At 67.9% G+C, this 20,143-nt stretch carries 18 protein-coding genes; 12 read left to right on the top strand and 6 right to left on the bottom strand.

Annotation, left to right across the window (positions count from 1 at the left end; genetic code table 11):
- Positions 1–8: 8 nt before the first annotated feature.
- The 4 genes from flgL (at position 9) to AAFM92_09825 (ending at position 3,790) form a co-directional block, all read left to right on the top strand.
- Positions 9–1,241, top strand: coding sequence for a flagellar hook-associated protein FlgL (gene flgL / locus AAFM92_09840; protein MEL7300671.1), 1,233 nt, complete (start codon positions 9–11; stop codon positions 1,239–1,241).
- Positions 1,242–1,298: 57 nt separating this feature from the next.
- Positions 1,299–2,273 carry a sigma-54 dependent transcriptional regulator gene (locus tag AAFM92_09835; protein MEL7300670.1) on the top strand — a complete coding sequence of 325 codons (975 nt, stop codon included), beginning with the start codon at positions 1,299–1,301 and terminating at the stop codon, positions 2,271–2,273.
- Positions 2,274–2,381: 108 nt separating this feature from the next.
- Positions 2,382–3,110 carry a hypothetical protein gene (locus AAFM92_09830; protein MEL7300669.1) on the top strand — a complete coding sequence of 243 codons (729 nt, stop codon included), beginning with the start codon at positions 2,382–2,384 and terminating at the stop codon, positions 3,108–3,110.
- Positions 3,111–3,124: 14 nt separating this feature from the next.
- Positions 3,125–3,790 carry a hypothetical protein gene (locus AAFM92_09825; GenBank protein MEL7300668.1) on the top strand — a complete coding sequence of 222 codons (666 nt, stop codon included), beginning with the start codon at positions 3,125–3,127 and terminating at the stop codon, positions 3,788–3,790.
- 6 nt (positions 3,791–3,796) lie between these two features.
- Here the strand turns inward: AAFM92_09825 and rpoN are convergent, their stop codons facing one another.
- Together rpoN and AAFM92_09815 are read right to left on the bottom strand one after the other, a co-directional pair.
- Positions 3,797–5,104 carry an RNA polymerase factor sigma-54 gene (rpoN, locus tag AAFM92_09820; GenBank protein MEL7300667.1) on the bottom strand — a complete coding sequence of 436 codons (1,308 nt, stop codon included), beginning with the start codon at positions 5,102–5,104 and terminating at the stop codon, positions 3,797–3,799.
- A gap of 178 nt (positions 5,105–5,282) precedes the next feature.
- Positions 5,283–6,761 carry a flagellin gene (locus AAFM92_09815; GenBank protein ID MEL7300666.1) on the bottom strand — a complete coding sequence of 493 codons (1,479 nt, stop codon included), beginning with the start codon at positions 6,759–6,761 and terminating at the stop codon, positions 5,283–5,285.
- A 201-nt stretch (positions 6,762–6,962) separates the two neighbouring features.
- On the opposite strand from AAFM92_09815, the gene AAFM92_09810 reads away from it, so the two are divergent.
- The 3 genes from AAFM92_09810 to fliD all read left to right on the top strand — a co-directional run bounded on the left by AAFM92_09810 (position 6,963) and on the right by fliD (position 10,629).
- Positions 6,963–7,724 carry a MotA/TolQ/ExbB proton channel family protein gene (locus tag AAFM92_09810; GenBank protein MEL7300665.1) on the top strand — a complete coding sequence of 254 codons (762 nt, stop codon included), beginning with the start codon at positions 6,963–6,965 and terminating at the stop codon, positions 7,722–7,724.
- A 10-nt stretch (positions 7,725–7,734) separates the two neighbouring features.
- Positions 7,735–8,919, top strand: coding sequence for an OmpA family protein (locus AAFM92_09805; protein ID MEL7300664.1), 1,185 nt, complete (start codon positions 7,735–7,737; stop codon positions 8,917–8,919).
- A 69-nt stretch (positions 8,920–8,988) separates the two neighbouring features.
- Entirely contained in the window at positions 8,989–10,629 is a 1,641-nt protein-coding gene (gene fliD / locus AAFM92_09800; GenBank protein MEL7300663.1) for a flagellar filament capping protein FliD, read from the top strand.
- Here the strand turns inward: fliD and AAFM92_09795 are convergent.
- The 3 genes from AAFM92_09795 to flhA are packed head-to-tail and all read right to left on the bottom strand — an operon-like array spanning position 10,626 to position 13,876.
- Positions 10,626–11,345, bottom strand: a complete 720-nt coding sequence (locus AAFM92_09795; protein ID MEL7300662.1) for a FliA/WhiG family RNA polymerase sigma factor — start codon at positions 11,343–11,345, stop codon at positions 10,626–10,628. The genes fliD and AAFM92_09795 overlap by 4 nt on opposite strands.
- The gene (locus AAFM92_09790) at positions 11,342–11,677 is read right to left on the bottom strand and encodes a hypothetical protein (protein ID MEL7300661.1); all 336 of its coding nucleotides are present in this window, start codon (positions 11,675–11,677) and stop codon (positions 11,342–11,344) included. The genes AAFM92_09795 and AAFM92_09790 overlap by 4 nt, the downstream gene beginning before the upstream one ends.
- A 6-nt stretch (positions 11,678–11,683) precedes the next feature.
- Positions 11,684–13,876: a flagellar biosynthesis protein FlhA gene (flhA, locus tag AAFM92_09785; protein ID MEL7300660.1), complete on the bottom strand. Its 2,193-nt coding sequence runs from the start codon at positions 13,874–13,876 to the stop codon at positions 11,684–11,686.
- Positions 13,877–14,036: 160 nt separating this feature from the next.
- Here flhA and AAFM92_09780 point away from each other — a divergent pair, with 160 nt between their 5' ends.
- Genes AAFM92_09780 through AAFM92_09760 form a run of 5 tightly spaced genes read left to right on the top strand, consistent with a single transcriptional unit; the run spans position 14,037 to position 17,034 of the window.
- The gene (locus AAFM92_09780; protein ID MEL7300659.1) at positions 14,037–14,621 is read left to right on the top strand and encodes an LPP20 family lipoprotein; all 585 of its coding nucleotides are present in this window, start codon (positions 14,037–14,039) and stop codon (positions 14,619–14,621) included.
- Between the two features lie 5 nt (positions 14,622–14,626).
- A complete protein-coding gene (locus tag AAFM92_09775; protein ID MEL7300658.1) occupies positions 14,627–15,688 on the top strand; it encodes a flagellar assembly protein T N-terminal domain-containing protein in 1,062 nt (353 codons plus the stop codon).
- Entirely contained in the window at positions 15,685–16,440 is a 756-nt protein-coding gene (flgA, locus tag AAFM92_09770) for a flagellar basal body P-ring formation chaperone FlgA (protein ID MEL7300657.1), read from the top strand. The genes AAFM92_09775 and flgA overlap by 4 nt, the downstream gene beginning before the upstream one ends.
- A gap of 3 nt (positions 16,441–16,443) precedes the next feature.
- A complete protein-coding gene (gene flgM / locus AAFM92_09765) occupies positions 16,444–16,743 on the top strand; it encodes a flagellar biosynthesis anti-sigma factor FlgM (GenBank protein ID MEL7300656.1) in 300 nt (99 codons plus the stop codon).
- A gap of 12 nt (positions 16,744–16,755) precedes the next feature.
- On the top strand, positions 16,756–17,034 hold the full coding sequence (locus AAFM92_09760) for a hypothetical protein (protein ID MEL7300655.1): 279 nt from the start codon (positions 16,756–16,758) through the stop codon (positions 17,032–17,034).
- Here AAFM92_09760 and AAFM92_09755 read toward each other — a convergent pair.
- A complete protein-coding gene (locus AAFM92_09755) occupies positions 16,997–20,143 on the bottom strand; it encodes an efflux RND transporter permease subunit (protein MEL7300654.1) in 3,147 nt (1,048 codons plus the stop codon). The two genes, AAFM92_09760 and AAFM92_09755, sit on opposite strands and share 38 nt — an antisense overlap.

The following is a 20,143-nucleotide window of genomic DNA, read 5'->3' as shown; positions in this document are numbered from 1 at the left end:
CCTAGACCATGACCATCGGCACCTCCCTCTTTCATAGCATCTCCCGGGCGGACATGACCCGCCTGAGCGCGGAAATCTCCGAGATGCAGGCGCAGATCTCCTCGGGAAAGAAGGATCCGCGCCCGTCCTCCGATCTGGTTTCCGCACTCAGGCTCTCCGCCGCCAAGACACGGGAGGACGCGCTCGACAGCTACGCCTCCAACGTCGATCGCGCCAGGTCGCGCCTTGACCAGACGGATATCGTTCTCGGAGAGGCCACCAACATCCTGCGCCGCATCAGCGAGCTCGCCATTGGCGCGTTGAGCGACACGGCCTCGCCTGGCCAGCGGGCCAGCGTCGTGGCCGAGGTAGAAACCCTGCGCGGCGCGCTGCTCGGGGCCGCCAATGCGCGTGATGAGACCGGGCGCGCGCTCTTCGGCGGCTTCTCGGATGCACAGGATCCCTACGTGGACCAGCGCGGCGTCGTGACCTTCGCAGGCGACGCGGGGCAGGCGACGCTGCCTGTCTCGGAATCGCTCCGGCTCGCCACCGGCGTGAACGGTCAGGATGTCTTTGCCAGCGGAGAGGCGCGGGGAGCCTTCGAGGCCGTGGACGCCTTCCTCACGCTCCTGAAAACCGGGGTCGATGCACCTGGGGAGATCACCGTGGCGGGACCCGCCACTCTGGATTTCGGATCCGGCACGGCGCCGGAGGCTTGGCAACTCACTCTTGAAGGACCGGCTGGCACGGCCCGGATCGGGGCCACCATCGCGGAGGGTGCGCAGGAGGGCATCGTGGCCGCGATCAACGCGGAAAGCGCCGCCACCGGAATTTCCGCGAGCCTCGACCCCGTTTCGGGGGCCGTCGTGCTCAATGCCGCGGGCGAGATCCGGATTTCTGATATCCAGCGGCCTGACGAGGTCCGCGGCACGCGCCTTACCGTCACCGATGGCGCTGGCGCGCGGGAGGCCTTGGTGGCCGATGCCGACACCCGCGAAAGCGTGCTCACCCGCCTCGCCGCCGGGACGGAAACCATCATCGACCAGCGCACCCGCGTTGGGGCGCTTTCCGCCGATGCCGGGCGGCAGCGCGAGATCATCACCTCGCGCCAGACGGAGATGGAGGCCGCGATATCGGGCCTCGAGGATCTGGACCTCGCTGCCGCGCTCACCCGGCTGCAGGAGGCCTTGCTCACGCGGCAGGCCTCGCAGCAGACCTACGCGCAGATCACGCAGCAGAGCCTGTTCGACTTCATCCGGTAGGCACATTCTTAAGGCTTTGCGCGTACCGCCTGGTCCGAGCGGCCAGGAGGAACGCCCATGCGTGATTTGCAGACAGAGGATGTGAGCCGACACCTGATCGGGGAGAGCCCGCCCATGGCCACGTTGAAGGCGCGCATCGCAGCGGTGGCACCGTCTCGAGCGCCGGTGCTGGTCACAGGCCCCACCGGCGCGGGGAAGGAACGCGTGGCCGAGGCGGTGCATGCCGCATCCGGGCGCGGCGGCGCTCACGTGGCCATCAATTGCGGGGCGCTGCCGCCCGACCTGCTCGAGGCAGAGCTCTTCGGCCACGAACGCGGCGCCTTTACCGGCGCCGTGGCGCAGCGGATCGGCCTCATCGAGCAAGCGGACGAGGGGACGCTCTTTCTCGACGAGGTGGGAGAGATGCCTGCCGCCCTGCAGGTGCGGCTTCTGCGCGTGCTGGAGACGAAGACGTTCACTCGCGTGGGGGGTCGCATGACACTGGCCTCGGATTTCCGCCTCCTGGCTGCCACGCATCGTGACCTCCGCGCGGCGGTGGCTGACGGGCGCTTTCGCGAAGACCTGCTCTACCGGATCGACGTGCTACGCCTCGAGGTCCCAAGCCTTGTGGCCCGCAGCTCGGACATCCCGGACCTCCTCGCGCATCTTGCTGCCGAGGCCGGGCTACCCCCGCTTCGCATCACGGCGGCGGGGCTCGAGACGTTGCAGCGCCATGCTTGGCCGGGCAACGTGCGCGAGCTGAGAAACGTGCACGACCGCGCGCAGGTCCACTACCGGGGGCAGGACATGGGGGCGGTGGAAGTCTCCGAGGCGCTGGGCACGGAGCATTCGTCACCGAGACCGGCAGCGCCTGAGCGGGCGCAGGCGGACCTGCGAACCGTCCTCGCGGAGACGGAGGCGACGCTCATCAGGCAGGCGCTCGAGGATGCGGACGGCACGATCGCCCGTGCCGCGCGCCGCTTGGGGCTCAAGCGCACGACGCTCCTCGGGCGCATGGCGCGGCACGGGATAGAGGCGCCCGCGCGCCCCTGATGCGCTACCCTGAGCCGCGTCGCGAAACGTCGCTGGGCACCGTGGCATGGATCGTGCAGGCCCCCTCACGACGCGGCGCACCCTGCGCCCATGAGAAGGACGCCGCCCATGGCAAAGAATTCGCCGGACATCGCAGAGAGTATCCAGCTCGCCATCGATGCCGCCTCGGCCGCCAATGACAGCGCCGCGGAGCTCGACGGCGTGCGAGGTCAGACGGTGGCCGCCGCCGACAGGCTCGACGCGCTCGGCAAGAGCCTGAAGCCACTGATGCTCGGCACGGTCGCGGGGGCCATCGTGGCCATCGGCATCGGCGGCGCGGTCTACCTCCACGCCCTCTCGAGGTTGGGCGCGGCCACCGCCACGCAGGAGGCCACGGCGCAGACCGTGGCGGAGTCCATCGCGTCTCTCTCCGCGCGGCTCGATAGCTTCGAGGGACTCGACGCACAGCTCACCGCGCTCACCGAGGCCCGCAGCATCGACGAAGCGCTGATCCGTGGCGCCGTCGCTGCCGAGCTGCAGATCGTGAAGGAGGCTGAGGTCGCGGAGATGGCCGCGACGCTGCCCTCGGTACTGTCGCAAGTCACGCAGGCCACTGAGGAGGAGCACGCCGATACGCGAGACCTCGTTGTCTCGAGCATGTCCGATCTCCAACTCGCGCTCACCCGTATCATCGCCGAAGGGCCCGCGACAGTGGCGGGTGCTGGTGCGTCGGCGCGGGCCTCTGCCCCGGCAGTGGCGCCTGCTGCGGCCACGCCCGCGGCGCCGCAGGCTGCGCCCGCGCAGCGCCGGCCCGCCGCCGTGCGCCGTCCGGAGCCAAATCCGTTTTCCTATCCCTGAAGGGCGCTCGCGGCGTGTCAGACGATCCCGAACACCCTTACGCGGCGTTGCGGCTCGAGAGCGTGCGCCCCGCCGGGCGCGCACTGGGCCTTCAGGCCGGTGACACTCTCGTGCGTATCGACGGGGCATGCTTCGACGGAAGCCGTGCGACGCTGAAGGCGCTGGTGGCCATGGCGGGCTCGCGGGGCTGCCTGCTGGGCTTCAGCCGGGCGGGGCTGCTGTGGCAGGTCGCCAGTGACACGGCCCGGCTGGGTCGGTGGCGCCATGTGCCGCTTCCGGAGGGCTTTGACATCGCGCCGCAGGAGATCACCGGCCAGCAGAACTGGGATGTCTGGGTAGACCCGGATGGTGCCTACGATGCGCTCCCGGCCAAGCGCGACGGGTTCGCGCTCCTTGTACCGCTCAACCTGATCCGGCTCCGGCTCTGGTCTGCGCTTGCGCTCTGGGGGGCGCTGCTCGCCGTGTCCATCATGCTCGGCCCATGGGTCGGCACAGCAGTGCAGGTGGTCGTGTGGATCTATTTCTGGCGCATCACGCCAGCGCTCGTGCGGCAGGACTGGGTGGCGCGCGGGTTCCGGCTCTGGAAGGTCATGGCGGCGCGGTCCGAAACTGCGCTCCATGCCGAGCTGGCCGCGCGCGTCCCGCAAATCCGCTTCGTGCACGCCCGGCCCGGGCGCTGAGGCACCTTACGCCGCCCGGAGACGCGCCCGGCGCCTGCGCTCGAAGGAGGATGGGATGCCCAGCATCGTGCGGTATTTCGCGACCGTGCGGCGCGCCAGGATAGGCCCGCCATCGTTGAGCATGCGCGCCAGCGCGTCATCGCTGAGCGGACGGGCAGGATCCTCCGCGCGCACCAGCGCCTCGAGGCGGTAGCGCACCGCAGCCGCCGAGGTTGCATCACCGGTCTCGCCGGAGGCCTGCGCCAGCGCCGTGCTGAAGAAGCGCTTGAGCGGCATCGTCCCGTGCGGGGTGACCATGAGCACGCCCGTGGTCACCCGGCTCACCGTGCTCTCGTGAACCCCGACAGTCTCGGCCACATCCGCGAGGGTCAGCGGTGCGATCCGGGCGGGTCCGTGATCGAGGAAGGCTTTCTGCCGCCGCACGATCTCGGCGGCCACGGCAAGGGTCGTCTTGTTGCGATGCTCCACCGCGCGGCGCAGCCAGCGCGCCGTGCGCAGACGCTCGCACGCGAAATCTGCGGCGGCTTCGTGCCGACGCATCACGTCGGCGCCCGCCTCGTCGATCATGACGGCGGGCAGCGTGGAGCGGTTGAGTTCCACCTGCCAGTCGCCCGCCGCGCGAGACAGGATGAGATCAGGCTCCCGCTCGGAGAGGTCGACCTCCGCGAAGCGCGCACCGGGCTTCGGCTCCAGCGTCTTGAGCGAACGGAGCGCGCCGCTGAGCTCCGCCATGGAGCAGCTGCAGGCCCGGCAGAGCCCTTCGAGATCCGCCGCCGCCACGCGTGGCAGCTCCCCGAGCAGCCGCGCAAGAAGCGGGCTGAGGAGGCCTCGCTCGATGGCCTGAAGGCGCAGGCACTCAGAGAGGTCGCGGGCAAAGAGCCCCGTGGGCTCCACACCCTGCACCTCCGCCAGCATCTCTTCTGCGTCCGCAAGGGACAGCCCTGCCGCAACGGCGATCTCCTCGAGCGGATCGTCGAGCCACCCATTGCTGTCGAGCGCCGTGAGAAAGTGATCCGCCGCTGCGCGCCGCGCAGGATCCGGAAAGAGGCTGTCGAACTGTCGCGAGACATGGACCACGAGAGAGGCGGCATGGTCCGGCACCTGGCCGAGGAACTCATCCGTCCCGCCGCCGCCGCCGGAAAACGGTAGGGCCGGCCCCGGGCGGTCTGTCTCGATAAACGGGTTCTCCTCGGCTTCGCGCTCGATGTAGCGCTGGAGATCGAGATTGGAGAACTGCAAGAGGGAGATGGCCTGCTGCATCTGGCCCGTCATGGTCAGGCCGTGGCTCATGCGCTGCGAAATCTGAAGGTTCATTATTTTTCTCCGGCTTGGCTCTAAAAGCCTTGAGCCGGGCGCCGTTAAAAATCCGTGTAGTGAAGCCGGCCCTCCTGAACATGAGGGCGGTTTTTGTCTCCTGATTCGTTTTGAATTTGAGAAAAACGGAAAGGGCCCCGGCGCGATGCCGAGGCCCAACCCATTGATTGCGTTTGAATTAACGCAGCAGGCTCAGGAGATTCTCGTTGGAGCTGTTGGCCTGGGCGAGCATGGAGGTGCTCGCCTGGGACAGGATGTTCGCTTTCGCGAGCTCCGAGGATTCCTTGGCGAAGTCGGCATCCATCACGCCCGAGCGCGCGGCTTCTACGTTGACCGAGATGTTGGTCAGGTTGGAGATCGTGCTGTCGAGGCGGTTGGACACGGCACCGAGATCGGAGCGGGCTTGGGAGATCTTGTCCAGCGCCACGTCGATCACCTTGAGTGCGTCAGCCGCGCCCTGCTGCGTGGACAGGTCGATCTCGGCCACGGAATCGAGCGTGGAGGTGTTCGCCGCCGTCTCGAAGAAGACCGTGCCCGCAACCACCACGTCGGTGCCCACGGCGAATTGCTGCGCCGAGCTGATCTCGATCTGGCCAGACACGGCCACGTCGTTGTCGGTGTCATCGAGCGTGGCGGTATGCACGCCGGCGGTGGCGCCCGCGGGCGTCTCATCGGCATTGAGTGCCGTGGCGTCGAGCGTGGTGGTGCCCGCGCCGGAGGCGAAGTCCTCGATGATGATGTCGGCGCCGGACGCGTCGGTCAGGATGATGGAGGAGTTGTCGTCGCCCATCGTCGCGGAGACCCCGGTGCGGCCCGTCTCGTTGTTAATGGCGCTCGCGATGCTGCTCAGATCCGTGGGGTCGGACACGGCCGCCGCGCCGATCGTCACCCCGTTGAGATCAAAGCTCACCGTGTCAGCCGCCGAAAGCCCGGAAAGCTCGACCTTGGTGACCGCGGTTGCGTTTACGCCGGTGGAGGCGGAGACCTCGTTGATCGCCAGCGCGAGCTCTTCGGCCGACTGTCCTGCCGTCGTGGTGAGCTCGGAGCTGCCCGCATAGCCCGTGATGTTGATCGTCGTGCCCGCGGCGATCCCGGTATCGGCCACGGCGGCACCGGCGGCGAGGGACACGTTGGAGGTAATGGTGTTGGCGCCGATATCGGTGGCGGCCGCGCTGTCGACATTCACGTTCAGGACCTGGCCGGCATCGGCGCCGATCTGGAACTGCTTGCCCGTGAAGGTGCCGTCGAGGACGTTCATGCCGTTGAAGGTCGTGTCCTGTGCGACGCGATTGATCTCGGTGATGAGCTGGTTGGTTTCGGCGTTCAGGTTCGAACGGTCCGAGGCGGTGTTGGTGTCGTTCGACGACTGCACCGCGAGCTCCCGCAAACGCTGAAGCATGTTGGAGATCTCGACATGGGCGCCCTCTGTGGTGTCGATGAGGTTCTTGCCGTCGGTGGCGTTCCGCACCGCCTGGTTGAGGCCCATGATCTGCGAGGTCATTTTTTCGGCGATGGCCATGCCGGCCGCGTCGTCAGAGGCCGCGTTGATCCGCAGGCCCGAGGACAGGCGGTTCATGGCCTGGTTCATGTCTTCGTTGACACGGGACATATTCGCTTGCGCGGTAATCGCCCCGATATTGGTGTTGATGACGTTCATGGTGGTCCTCTCTCTTTGCACTACCCGCGCCGTTCAGCGCTCGAGCAAGGAAACGACCCACCCCGAAATTCTTTAGACGTCTCCGTTGATTTGACCCTAAGCCGCTGTCTTCACGAGATATTTTCGAGAGCTCGTTTGGTACGGTTCTTGCGTCTTTCCTCCTGAGGCGCCCCGGCTCGGGCGTGAGAGGAGGGATGAAGCATGGATCTCGCGTCACTGTTTGGGCTCATCGGTGCCGTGGGCATGGTCGCGGGCGCCATGATCACCGCCGGCGGCCTCGGCCCCTTCATCGACGTGGCTTCGATCCTCATCGTGCTGGGCGGCTCGTTCTTCGCCGTCATGCTGAAGTCGAAGATGCCGATCTTCCTGGGCAGCTTTAAAGGCATGAGCAAGGCCTTCCTCGGGAAGCCGCCCGACACCGAGGCGCTGATCACGCGCATGGTGGAGCTGTCGGATGTCTCCCGCAAAAGCGGGCTCATGGCGCTCGAAGGGCAGGAGGTCCCCGACACGTTCTTCTCCAAGGGCCTGCAGCTTCTCGTGGACGGGGCCGACGAGATGAAGCTCGTCGATCAGCTCAAGCAGGAGATCAAGGGCATGAAGGTTCGCCACAACGACATCCACGAGGTCCTGCGCGGCTGGGTGGATATCGCGCCCGCCATGGGCATGATCGGCACCCTCATCGGCCTCGTGCAGATGCTGGGTAACATGGCCGATCCCAAGGCCATCGGTCCGGCTATGGCCGTGGCCCTCCTGACGACGCTTTACGGCGCGTTCCTCGCCAACGTGATCTTCGGCCCCTTGCTGGCCAAGCTCGAAAGCGCCTCGGCCAACGAGGTGCTTTACCGCGAGATGGTGATCTCGGGCCTGCGCAACATCAGCCGGGGCGAGTCCGGGCGACAGATTCAGGAAAAGATGGTGGCCTCCATGCCGCCGAAGATGCAGACGAAGCTGATGGCAGCCTAGGGCGCGCGCGATGGCCTCGAAACCTATCCCCATGCCGGTGCCCATCGAGGAGCCGCCGGAGGATCAGCAGAAATGCCCGCCCAAGGGCGCGCCGGCATGGATGTCGACCTTCGCCGACATCGCGATCCTGCTCATGGCCTTCTTCGTGCTCATCCTCTCCTTCGCGGAGTTCAACCAGCCGAAGTTCAAGCTCGTGTCAGGCTCCCTGCAGATGGCTTTCGGCATCCAGCGTGAAGTGCCCGTGGCCGAGCAGCCCAAAGGCACCACCATCCTCGAGCTCAATTTCAGCCCCTCGCCCGAGATCGCGATCACCGAGGAAAACCGACAGGACACGACCGATGTCACCCAGCCGGAGGTCCTGTCGCGCAACGAATCGAATGATGACGGGACTGGCCGCGATGGCAGCGCCGAGGGAGAGGGCGGGGGCAGCCCCGCGCCGACCGAGGCCGTGCAAGCGGCGGCGCGCGCCATCGCGCAGGCCCTCGAGACCGCCCTCGCGCAATCTGACATGCAGGTGGAGGCCGGGCCGGGAGGCGTGCGGGTCAATTTCGAGGACGTGGATCCCGAAGACGTGCCTGACCGCCTCGCCGAGCTCGCCGATGCGCTCGACGACATCGCCGCCGAACAGGTGCCGCCGGAGGCGGAGCCCGAGCTGCAACTCGAAGGCCTGACCGAGGACTTGCGCGATCTAGCGCGCGCGGCGCAGGAAGATGCCGAGGAGGCGGAGGCACTCGAAACCGCCGCGCGCCGCGCGGCCATCGCCGAAGCCGAGCTGCGCGTGGCGCTGCGCGAGCAGCTGGGCGAAGGGCTCGTGACCGTGGCGCAGGAGGATGACAAGGTCATCGTCACCGTCGGGGCCGGGGGCGCATTTCCCTCGGGCGATGCCGATCTGACTTTTGAGGCCCGAGAGATCATCTCGCGCATCGCCTTCGCCGCTCTGGACGATGCCAGCGACATCGTGGTGACCGGGCACACTGATTCCGTGCCGCTCGCCCCGTCCTCCCCGTTCCGCGACAACTGGGGCCTCGCGGCGGCACGCGCCTCTTCGGTCGTGCGCGAGCTGCAATCGGCCAATGGCATCGCCGGGGCCCGCATGAGCGCCTTGAGCCGGGGCGAGTCCATGCCCGTCGCCAACAATGCCACCGCCGCCGGGCGGGAGCGCAACCGGCGCATCGAGATCGAGTTCCAGTACTGAGGCCCGCGCGGCGGCGGCTAAAGAAACCCGAGACGGGACCGTTCTCGTGGAGGAACGAGGGAGGGATCATTGCCCACAGATTTTCTCACGGCCCTGAATTCAGGCGGCAGCGGCATCAATATCCGCGAGCTCGCCGAGACCCTCACCGAGGCCGAGATCGCCCCGCGGCGCACGCTCGTCACCGATCGCATCGACCGCGCGGAGCTTCAGCTCACGGGCTATGCCCAGCTGCGAGGCCAGGCGGAACAGGTCTCCGAGGCGCTCCGCCTCATCAGCAGCCTTGCGCCCTTCGCAGTCTCCAGCGGCAGCGATGACGTGGGTGTGACAGTGCTCGATGCCGCTGCCGTGGCCGAGGGCGCCACATCCATCGAAGTGACGCAGCTCGCGACGGCGCAAGTGCTGAATTTCGGCGGCTTCTCCGATCCGACCGCCCCCTTGGGCGCCGGTGCGCTCACGGTCGATTTCGGCGCGTGGTCTGCGGATGTGCCGCCCGTCTTTATCGCCGATGTGCCCCGCGGCCAGACCCTCGATCTGACCGCCGAGGCCACCCTCGATGATCTCGCCAGTGCGCTCTCGTCGCTCAGCGGTGTCTCCGCGCAGGTGATCGACGTGGGCGACGGCACCTTCACCTTGGGCGTCATATCCGAGACCGGCGCCGAGAATGCGCTGCGCATCAGTGTAGACCCCGCCGCCGACCCCGCGCTGCAGGCCTTCAATTTCAGCGCCGATCCTGGCCCGGTTCAGGCCCAGGCGGCGGGCAACGCGGAGCTGTCGCTCAACGGGATCGCGGTGACGCGCGCGAGCAACCAGGTCGATGACCTTCTCCCCGGTGTCAGCCTCGATCTCAACGCGGTCACGGAAGCGCCCGTCTCGGTCACGGCGGAGGCCAATATCGAGGGCGCGGTGGAGGTGATGCAGGGCTTCGTGGAGATCCTCAACGCCACCGAGCGCCTCGTCACGTCGCTGACGGCGCGGGGCTTCACGGGCGAGGAAGAGGCGGGCGCACTGGCCGGAGACCAGGTCGCCGACCGCTTCATCCGGCAGTTCAACGCGGCCCTCGCCCAAGGTTTCGGCAGCAGCGAGGGGAGCTCCGGAACATTCCTCGCCGATCTTGGCATCCGCACGGAGCGCGACGGCACCTTCACGCTTGATGACCGGCAGCTCACCGCCGCGCTCACCCGGGACCCAGCGGCTCTGGCTCCGCTCCTCACCGACACCGTCACCGGGGAAGGCGCCACCGTGAGCGGCACGCCGCTCGATGCCGCCGCGGCCGGCCGCTACGCCTTCGTGCGCGACCCCGATACCGGCAGCGCCCGGCTCGGCACGACGGAGGTCTTCGGATCCGAGCAGGACGACGGCACCTGGCTCTACACGGTCTCAAGCGGCCCCCTGCGCGGCATTTCGATCAGCGTGGAGGCAGATACCCGCCTTGCGCAGGTGGATTACGGCCCCAGCATGATCAGCGCGCTTGAAACCGAGCTCTCGAGCCTTCTGGAGGGCAACGGCGCCCTGTCGCTGCGCAACGATGCCCTCAATGCCTCGATCAGCGAGGAGGAGGAGGCGCTCGACGCGCTCACCCGCCGCGCCGAAGAGGTCGAGGCGCGCTACCTGACGCGCTTCACGCAGATGGAGCAGATCATCACCCAGCTCAATGCCACCGGCGAATACCTCGAGGATCTCATGGCCGCCTACAACAGAGACCGGCCCTAAGCCTCTCCCAGCCGCGCCGTCATGGTCTTCCTCAGACGTTCGATCGCAGCTTTCTTGAGCTGCGAGACGCGGCCCGGCGTGACATCGAGAACCGCCCCCATCTCGTAGACGTTGAGCTCCTCGACATAGCAGAGCTGAAGCACGAGCGCCTCCCGCTCGGGCAGGGCTTCGATGGCCTCGCGAAGGAGGCTCTTGAGCTCTGAAAGCTCGGTCTGGCGCTCGGCGCTGGCTCCCATGTCGCCGAAGAGAAGCGACTGGTCGGTGTAGATCTCATCGAGCGATTGCAGCTGGTTCACCTGGAACCGCGCCTCCCAGTCCTGCAGCTCCGGCACGGTGATCTCGAGATCGGCGGCAAGCTCGGCCATGTCCGGCTCCCGGCCTAGCCGCTGAGTGAGCTTGCCGCGTGCCTTGGCCACGGTCTGGCGCATGAGCACAGTCTTGCGGCAGAGGTTGGAATTGCGCCGTAGGGCGTCGAGGATCGCGCCTCGTACGCGGATCGCGGCATAGGCCCCGAAGGTCACACCTTCTTGCACGGTGTAGCGGGAGGTGGCTTCCACCAGCCCGACATATCCAGCCTGGATCAGGTCATCGACCTCTACAAAGCGGCCCACGCGCCCGTGGAAATGCCACGCCAGCCGATGGACGAGCGGCATATGCTCGGCCACGAGCCGCTCGGGCTCCGGGCGCTGCTCTCGGTAGCCATGGGGTGCGATCATGGCGCGTCGCGGTCCGCGGAGGCGTTCGTGGGGGCGTCGGCGCGGACGCTTCGGAAGAAGGCGGCATCGCGGTCAAAAGGACTGGGGCGCGCGGGGTCGAGGAAGCCCGGGCGATGCGAGGCCGGTGTTGGCCCGGGCACAGGCGCGGGCGCCGCGCGGGGGAGAGGCGGCGCCGCGGCCTTCACCTCCTCAAGGGAAAGGTCGGTGGCGCGCACCTCCACGCGGTCATCGCTCCATTCCACGGAGAGGATGAGTGCGTCTTCCCCGAAGGTCTTCTCGACGAGTTCGAGCGCCGTGATCGTGTCGGAGGCGAAAAAGCTCTGCGTTCCCATGGCGCTCTACTCCTGCACGCTCGGCGCCGGCGCATCGGTAGGTGCCGCCACGCCTGCGCCCACGCGCGCGATGATCTCGACCTTGCGCGTCTCCGGCAGCTCGTGGACGCCGAGCACGATTGTGTCGCTGCCGTGGCTGCGCAGGAAACCCGAGAAGGCGCGGCGCAGCCCGGCGGCCACGACGATGACCGCCCGATTGCCCTTGGCGGCGGCGGTCTCTTGGGCGGAGATGATGTCGGCCAGCACGCGCCGCGCGAGGGTCTGATCGACGACGAGCCCCACCGTTTCATGCTGCGAACGGGTGAGGAGCTCCTCGAGATCCGGGGCCAGCGTGATCACCGAGATCGGTGATTTCAGCGGCGCGATCTGCTCGAGAAGCTGCGGCGCGAGGGCCGGGCGCAGGTGCTCGGCGAGGAGCGCGGGCTCCGCATCGCGGTGGGCGAGTGCCGCAAGGTCTTCGAGGATGCGCGGCAGGTCAGCGATGGGGATCCGCTCCCGGAGGAGTGCGCGTAGCGCGGCGGTGAGCGTGTGGAGCGGCACGAGGTTCGGTACGACGGAGGAGAGCAGCGTCGGCGCGCTGCGCTCCAGGTTGTCGAGCAAGTCCTGCACATCGTCGGAGCCCAACAGGTCCGCGGCATGGGTGTAGAGCACCTGGCTCAAATGGGTGGCGATGACGGAATCGGGCTCCACCACCACGTATTCATCGGCCTCGGCATCGGTCCGCTGGTGCGGCTGGATCCAGACAGCATCCATCCCGAATGAGGGGTCCTTCACCTCGATCCCGCGCAGCCTGCGCGTGGTCGTGGCGCCGGGCAGCGCGAGCTTGCGATCGGGATAAGCCGTGTCCTCGGCCACGGCCGCCTGCCGGATGCGGATGCGGTAGCCATTGGTGGGCAGCCCCATGTCGTCGCGGATGCGCACGCCGGGGATGACGAAGCCCATGGCCTTCGACGCGTCGCGCCGGATGCCGGTGATGCGCGAGACGAGGCCGCCGGTGCCGCCGCCCTCGATGAGCGGGATGAGACCGATGCCGATCTGGAGCGTGATCGGCGCGTAATCGGTGACGTCCTCGGGCGTGATGCCAGTTTCCTCTGGCGCATCGCTGCCCGCGGCGGCGGCGTCGGGGGCGGGCAGCGCCGCTCTCTGCACCGGGGTCCCGGCCGGGCTGGAACGACCCGGGTCACCCGTGGACGTGGCAAAAGCACCGGCCTCGGCGAGCTGGTCCCGCGTCATCCACGCCACGCCCGCCGCCAGAGCCGCCGCACCGAGGAAGAGCACGTTGGGCATGCCCGGGATCAGCCCCATGATGGCGAGCACCACGGCCACCGGCACCCAGGCGCGGTGTAGCCCGATCTGGGAGCCGATGTGATCGGCCATGTCATTGGTGGACGCCACCCGTGTGACGATCACGGCGGTCGCGATCGACAGAAGCAGCGAGGGGATCTGCGCCACGAGCCCGTCCCCGATCGACAGGAGTACGTAGGTCTCCGCCGCGGCGCCGAGGCTTAGCCCGTGCTGCGAGGTGCCGATGGCGATGCCGCCGATGATGTTGGCCAGCAGGATGAGGATGCCCGCGATGGCATCGCCCTTCACGAACTTCGACGCCCCGTCCATGGCGCCGTAAAAGTCCGCCTCCTCGCTGACCTCCGCGCGGCGCTCCCGCGCCTGCTCCGGCGTCAGAAGCCCGGCATTGAGATCGGCGTCGATGGCCATCTGCTTGCCGGGCATGGCGTCGAGCGTGAAGCGCGCCGAGACCTCGGAGACCCGGCCCGCACCCTTGGTGATCACCACGAGGTTGATGATCACGAGGATCACGAACACCACGAGCCCCACCGCGAAATTGCCCGCGATGACGAAATTGCCGAAGGCCTCGATCACCTCGCCCGCCGCCGCGCTTCCCTCGTGCCCGGAAGTCAGCACGATGCGGGTGGAGGCCACGTTGAGTGCGAGGCGCAGCACCGTGGCGATGAGGAGCACCGACGGGAAGGAAGAGAAATCGAGCGGCCGGTAGCTGTAGAATGCCACCATCAGCACGAGGAGCGAGAGCAGGATATTGACCACGAAGAAGGTGTCGAGGAGCGCGAGCGGCAGCGGCAGCACCATCATGGCCACGACCGCGAGGATGCCCACGGGCAGAAGGCTCGATCCCAAGTAGGCGCCCGACCGAGATGTCAGGACGCTGGGCGTCAACGTGGCCATGCGGCGGGTCCCCTCCAAATGCCTCGAGGCGAGAGCAGCAAGCCCCGTGCCATGTGTGGGGTGATGGACAGACCGCCGCGTCCCGCGGGCCAAGACACGGCAGCCATGTGGCATGGGCCTTGCACCGAGCACCTCGATCCAATGGACCCGAGAGGCTGCCATGCGCCCATCCCGCCTATCTCTGCCCATCGCCTACCTGGCGGTGTCCCTCGCAGTCGGATGCTCGGCGCCGATGACGGCCTGGGACGCGCTGCCGTCCCTCGTGACCGGACGCACCGCCGCGCTTGCTTCCATGAAGGACGACATCGACTCGGTGTCCGAGCCCAGCCCGGCTGCGCCCGGCGCTCTCCCGTCGACCCTGTCCCTGTCCGGGCCGCTTTCGACGTCCTCCTCCGGCGCGCCCGGTGTCGCGTTGCCCTCCATCGAGGGGCGCGGCCTGTCGCAGGTCTCCAAGCAGCCGGGTGCCTCCACCAACCAGCGCAGGCTCCTGGCCATCCGCGCCGCGCGGCTCGAGGCGCTGCGAGATCTCACTGAACAGGTCCATGGCATCTCCATCGACAGCGAGACGACCGTGGCCAAGGCCATGGTCTCCGCCGACCGCCTCCGCGGGATCGTCTCGGGCGAAATCCGCGGCGCGCGTACAGTGCGCATCACGCCCAAGGGCTCGGACGGCTACGAGGTCGTCATGAGCCTCGACCCGGATGTCGTGGCCTATATCGTGCGCGCCGCGCGCCTCGGGGTCTGAGCGCGATGCGGTGGTTTCTCGCTCTCTGGATGCTCTGGGCAGTGCCTGCCTGCGCCAGCGAGGGCTACTGGGTGGAGACGGAAGGGCTCGCCGCGATCCACTCCAGCGCCGATCAGGACAGTGCCCGCCGCCGCGCGCTGGGCGAGGCGCTCGTCTCGGCGGCGCTCGCCGGTGGCGCCTCGCTCGATGGGCACACCGTCATGCACAATGCGCGCGTCCTTTCCGACGTGGCGATCCTGCGTCCACTCGGGCGTGTTCTGCGCTATGATCTCTTGTCGGCGGAGCGGACCGGCGGGCATTGGCGGGTGCGGGTTCGCGCCCTTGTCGGGCCGCGCCAGTCCACCGTCTGCGTCACCCGCCGCCGCTTCACCGTCGATATCCTCCCGCCCGAGATCTTCGTGCCGCCGCAAGCGCAGGCCTGGACCGCGCCCATCGCGCAGGAGGTGGCCAATCGCACGCTCGATGTCCTGCGGGATCATCCCGCGCTCGATGTCCAGAGTTTTGCTGCGCCCCAGCGGCCCCGGGTGGACGCGGCCCTCGACTACCGTTCGCTCTTCGAGGGGATCCAGCCCGCGCGCGGGCAGGGCAACCAGACCGTCAATATTCGTGTGGCCATCGATGGCCGCGGCGCGCGGACGACCCTTCTCCTCGCGCTGCGCCTGACGGGGCCGGACGGGCGCGCGACCGAGCGGCGTTTCACGCGCAGTGCGCGCGCCTCGTCCGACGGGCTCACCGCGCTCGTCAGCCATGCGCGGCGGCCCCGCGCGGAGGCGGCACTCCTGCGCAGCCTTTCGCAGGAGGTGCGCGGTTTCCTCGACGAGCTGTCCTGCCGTCCGGCGGAGGCGCGCCTGAAGCTGAGCGGGGCGCATTTGAGCGTCGATCTGGGGCACGTGCACGGTCTGCGGCGATCGACGATCGCGTTTCTCGATGACCCGCGCAACACGTTCGGCCTGCTCGAGATCGTCTCGGTCGATGCGCGCCGGGCGGTGCTGCGCCCCCTCGATCCGACGCAATCCGCGGCCTCGCTAGCCGGGCGCCGGGTGCAGTTCCTCGGCGCACCGGGATGAGGCGTCGCCTGGCTATCGCGTGCTTTTGCCTCGCTTCCGCAGTCCTCGCGGCGGGGCACGGGGCGGCGTCCGACATTCGCGCGCAGATCGAAGCGGCCATTGCGCGGGCCGGGCAGGGGGGCGTGCCCATGATCTCTCCAGTCCGCGGTTTCCCCGTCTGCGTGGATCCCGTGGCCGTATCCGCGGCGGATGCCGCATGGTCGGCCGTTGAGGTGAGCTGCGCCGCGCCACCCTGGCGCCGCACGGTGCGCCTCGGGCCTGCCCTTCCCGGTCGAGATCTGCAAGTTGGCACGGTCAAAGCCTCTGACGCTGCCCCACGCCTCGTTCTGCGGCAGAGCCTCGCGCGCGGGTCGATTATTCGCCCAGTTGATCTGGTGGTCTCGCCCCATGGCGCGCGTCGCGTGAGCGGCGCGATTGTTGATCCTGCCGACGCCGTGGGCCGCCGGTTGCGCGCCAATCTCGGCGCGGGGCAGATCCTCCTCGCGCGGCATCTCGATCCCGCTTGGGGCATAGAGGCGGGCGCACCCGTCACGCTCCTCATGGACATGGGCAGCGTCGTCATAGAAACCGCCGGGATCGCCGAAACCTCCGCGCAGGTGGGCGAGATCGTCGGCGTGCGCAATGCGCGCAGCGGGCGCCGCGTCTTCGGTCAGGTGATCGAACGCAACAAGATCCGCATCCGCCCTAACATGCGCGCTGCGGATGCCGTTTTACCATGCAGTGACACCTCTCAGCGGTGCAGGAAGGATTAGACCGTGGTCGACCCAATCAGCTCAGGCAACATTTCCCGACTTCGGCCTGCAGACGCGCCTGCGCGCAACGGTCAGGCCGCCACCCCCACGCCCGCCGCGGACAAGGCCGCCGGCGCCAACGATGCCGCGTCGCTGAGCGATGCGGCGACAAAGGCCGTGAGCACGCTCGCCGCCGCGCCGCCACCTTTCGATGCCTCCCATGTCGCGCGCATCAAGGCCGCCATCGAGAGCGGCGATTACCCGGTGAACGCCGAGCGTATCGCTGACAGCTTCTTCCGCGATTTCGCGGCATTGACCGAGTAGTGACGCGTGACCATGATATCCCTCTTCCTTCTCGGCCTCTCCATCGCGGTCGCGAGCACCGCTTTCGGCTGGGTCGCAGCCCGAGCCCTCGCGCCCGCACGGCGTGACGCGACGCTCGCTGCCCCCCTCGACGCGCGCCTTCGGGCCATCGAAGAACATGTGGAGTGGCTCGCCACCGACCGCATAATCGGCGTCTGCTCCGAGATCGCGAGGACGGAGAAAGGCGCGCGACTGCAGCTTGGGCCCACGGGCCTCAGCCACCCCGCGCCAGCTGCGCGCGAGTTGAACTGAGCGACTGGTCCGCCCCGCGCAAGTTTCGGGCGTCCTCGTACGCAGGCTGCGCAGCGGCATCCCCGGCGGACCCAGGCGATCCCGCATCCGCCGCCACGGACGCGAAGAAAATCCGGTAGAAGACGGGCGCCGCCAACAGTGTCAGCAGGGAGGCGAAAGCCAGCCCGCCCATGATCGTCACCGCCATAGAGGCGAAGAACGCGTCCGTCAGGAGCGGGATCATCCCGAGGATCGTCGTGGCCGCCGCCAGCAGCACCGGACGGATCCGCGATACGGAGGCCTCCGTGATCGCCTCGTCGAGCCGCTTTTCCGGCTCGGCGGCCCGGGTGAGGTCGATCTCCTCCACCAGCACGATGCCGTTCTTGATGAGCATCCCGGAAAGAGACAGAAGCCCCAAGAGCGCCGTGAAGGTGAAGGGCAACCCCGTCCCCACGAGCCCGAGCGCCGCGCCGTTCACAGACATAGGCACCAGCAGCCAGATGATGGCCGTCTGACGAATGCCATTGAAGAGCAGCACCGTGATGAGGAGCATGCTCAGGATCGCCATGGGAAGCTGCGTGGCCAGGGACTCTTGCGCATCGGCGGAGTTCTTGCGCTCCCCGCCCCACTCGAGCCGGTAGCCGGGAGGCAGTTCCATACCTTCGATCGGCGCGTTCACATCCACCTGCACCTCGGCTGCCGTGAAGCCCCTCGGGATATCGGCCCCCACGGTGATCACGTTCTCCCGGTCCTTGCGCTCGATCAGCGTGTCCTGCACGTCGAAGAAGAGCCCGTCGATCACTTGCTCCATGGGCACGAAGGTGCTGCCAGCGTCCGAATAGAGCAGGTAATCCGTGAGGCCGAGCCCGCTATCGCGGGGCGCGCGCAGGATGAGGGGGATCTGGCGGTCTTCCTCGCGGTAGGTGCCTGTGCGGCTTCCCGTGGTGGCGAATTGCAGGATCTGGGTGATGTCGGTGCGCGAGATGCCGGCCTCCTGCGCCCGGGCCTCCGCGTAGCGGGGGCGCAGTACGAGCTCCTGCTCGGCCCAGTCGATGCGCGTGTTGAGGATGTTTTCGCTGGCGGCATCCATCCGCCTCTGGGCCTCGACAGCGAGCGCCCGCAGCACCTCCCGGTCGGGGCCGAAGAAGCGCGCCTCGATGGGCGCGCCTCCGCCCGGGCCGAAGGCGAGCCTCCGCGTGCGGAATTGCCCGGAGGGGAGCGCGCCCGTGGCGAAGTCCTCGAGCGCCGTCATCTCGGCCTCGATCTGCTCGAGGGAAGCCACGCGCACGATCATGTGCCCATAGCTCGGATTGTCGTCCTCCGCCTGATAGGTGAGCATGAAGCGCGCGGCCCCGCCGCCCGCGAAGCTGGTGACGTCGGTGACCCCGGGCCGCTCGGCCAGCCATGCCTCCACGAGGCTCAGATCATCGGCCACCTGCGCGACCGAAGCGCCCTGTGGGAGCTTGTAATGCACGAAAAAGAGCGGCGTGCTGCTGTCGGGAAAGAACTGCTGCCGCACCTGCCCGAAGAGCGCGAAACAGGCCACCGTGACCGCGAGGAGCGCCACCGCCACAGCCCAACGCAGCCGGAGCATGGCCCTCAGGAAACGGCCATAGGCGCGGTAGACGGCGCCGCCATAGGGATCCTTTCCCTCCCCGCTTTCGGACTTGAAGAGGTAGTGCCCGAGCAGGGGCGTCACAGTGATCGCGAGGACCCAGGAGAGGAGGAGCGAAATTCCAATGACCGCGAAGAGCGAGAACATGAACTCGCCGGTGGAATCGTTGCTGAGCCCGATACCGGAGAAAGCCATGATGCCGATGACGGTCGCCCCGAGCAGTGGGATCTGGGTCTTGTTGGCGGCTTCGGAGGCGGCCTCCCGCGAGCTCTTCCCGCGTGCCATGGCCTGCTGCATGCCCTCCGCCACGACGATGGCATTGTCGACGAGCATGCCCATCGCGATGATGAGCGCGCCGAGCGAGATACGCTCCATCTCGATGGAGCCGATGGCCATGAAAAGGAGGGTGCCCACCACGGTCAGGAGCAGCGTGATGCCGACGACCAGCGCGGCGCGGAGTCCCATGAAGAGGGCGAGCACGATGATCACGATGCTCACCGACATGGCGAGATTGACGAGGAAGTCGTTCACGCTCTCGTCCACCACGACATGCTGCTGATAGATCGGCGAGACGGACACGCCGAGGGGCAGCTCCGCCTCGAGCTCTGCGAGCCGGGCTTCCACGCGTTCCCCGATATCGACGATGTTCTGATCCGGGAGCCCCGCCACGCCGAGGGTGAAGGCCTCCTGCCCGTTGTGGCGGATGATGATATCCGGGTCGCTCACCCGCTCGCGCGTTATGGAGGCAAAGTCGTTGAGGCGGAGCACCTCGCCGCCCACGCCGATGGAGAGGGTGGAGATCTCGGTGACGGTGTCGCTCCCGCCGGGCCTCTGGATGAGCTGGCGCCCGTCCGCGCTGATGATGCTCCCGCCCGCGGCGATCTCGTCGGCTTCGGCCAGTGCCCCGGCGATGGCGGCGGGCGGAACCCCGAGCGCCGTGGTGAGCGCCAGATCGGGCTCCACGAAGATCGCCTCCTCGGGCAGGCCGGCCAGCGTGACGTCCTTCACGCCTGCGATTGTGAGCATCTGTCGCCTGAGAAACGAGGAGAGCCGATGGACCGCGGCATCCGAGTATCCCGGCGCGGAGACCGCGTAGAAAAGGCCGTAGACATCGCCGAACGCATCGTTGACCTGCGGCGGGCGCGCCCCGTCCGGCAGGTCGGCAGCATTCACGCGATTGCGCAGCTTGGTCCAGAGCTCGGGCAGGGCGTCGCCATCATAGGTGTCCTGCATGGTGACGTTGATGATCGAGAGCCCGGGTTGGTTGAGGGTGTCGATCTGGTCCACCTCGCCCATCTTCTGGATCTCGGATTCGAGCGGTTCGGATACCTCGAGCGCGACCTCCTCGGCTGACGCGCCGGGATAGGGGGTGGCGACGACCGCAATCTTGATGGTGAAGGCAGGGTCCTCGAGACGGCCCAGCGTGTTGAAGCCCCAGAGACCGCCGAAAAGGCAGATCAGGATGAGGAGCCAAGTGTAGATCGGCCGGTTGATGGCGCCTTCCGCGATGCCCAT

The sequence above is a fragment of the Pseudomonadota bacterium genome, assembly GCA_038533575.1.
Taxonomy (GTDB): Bacteria; Pseudomonadota; Alphaproteobacteria; order Rhodobacterales; family Rhodobacteraceae; genus Shimia_B.
This window is presented reverse-complemented; position numbering and strand designations above follow the sequence as displayed.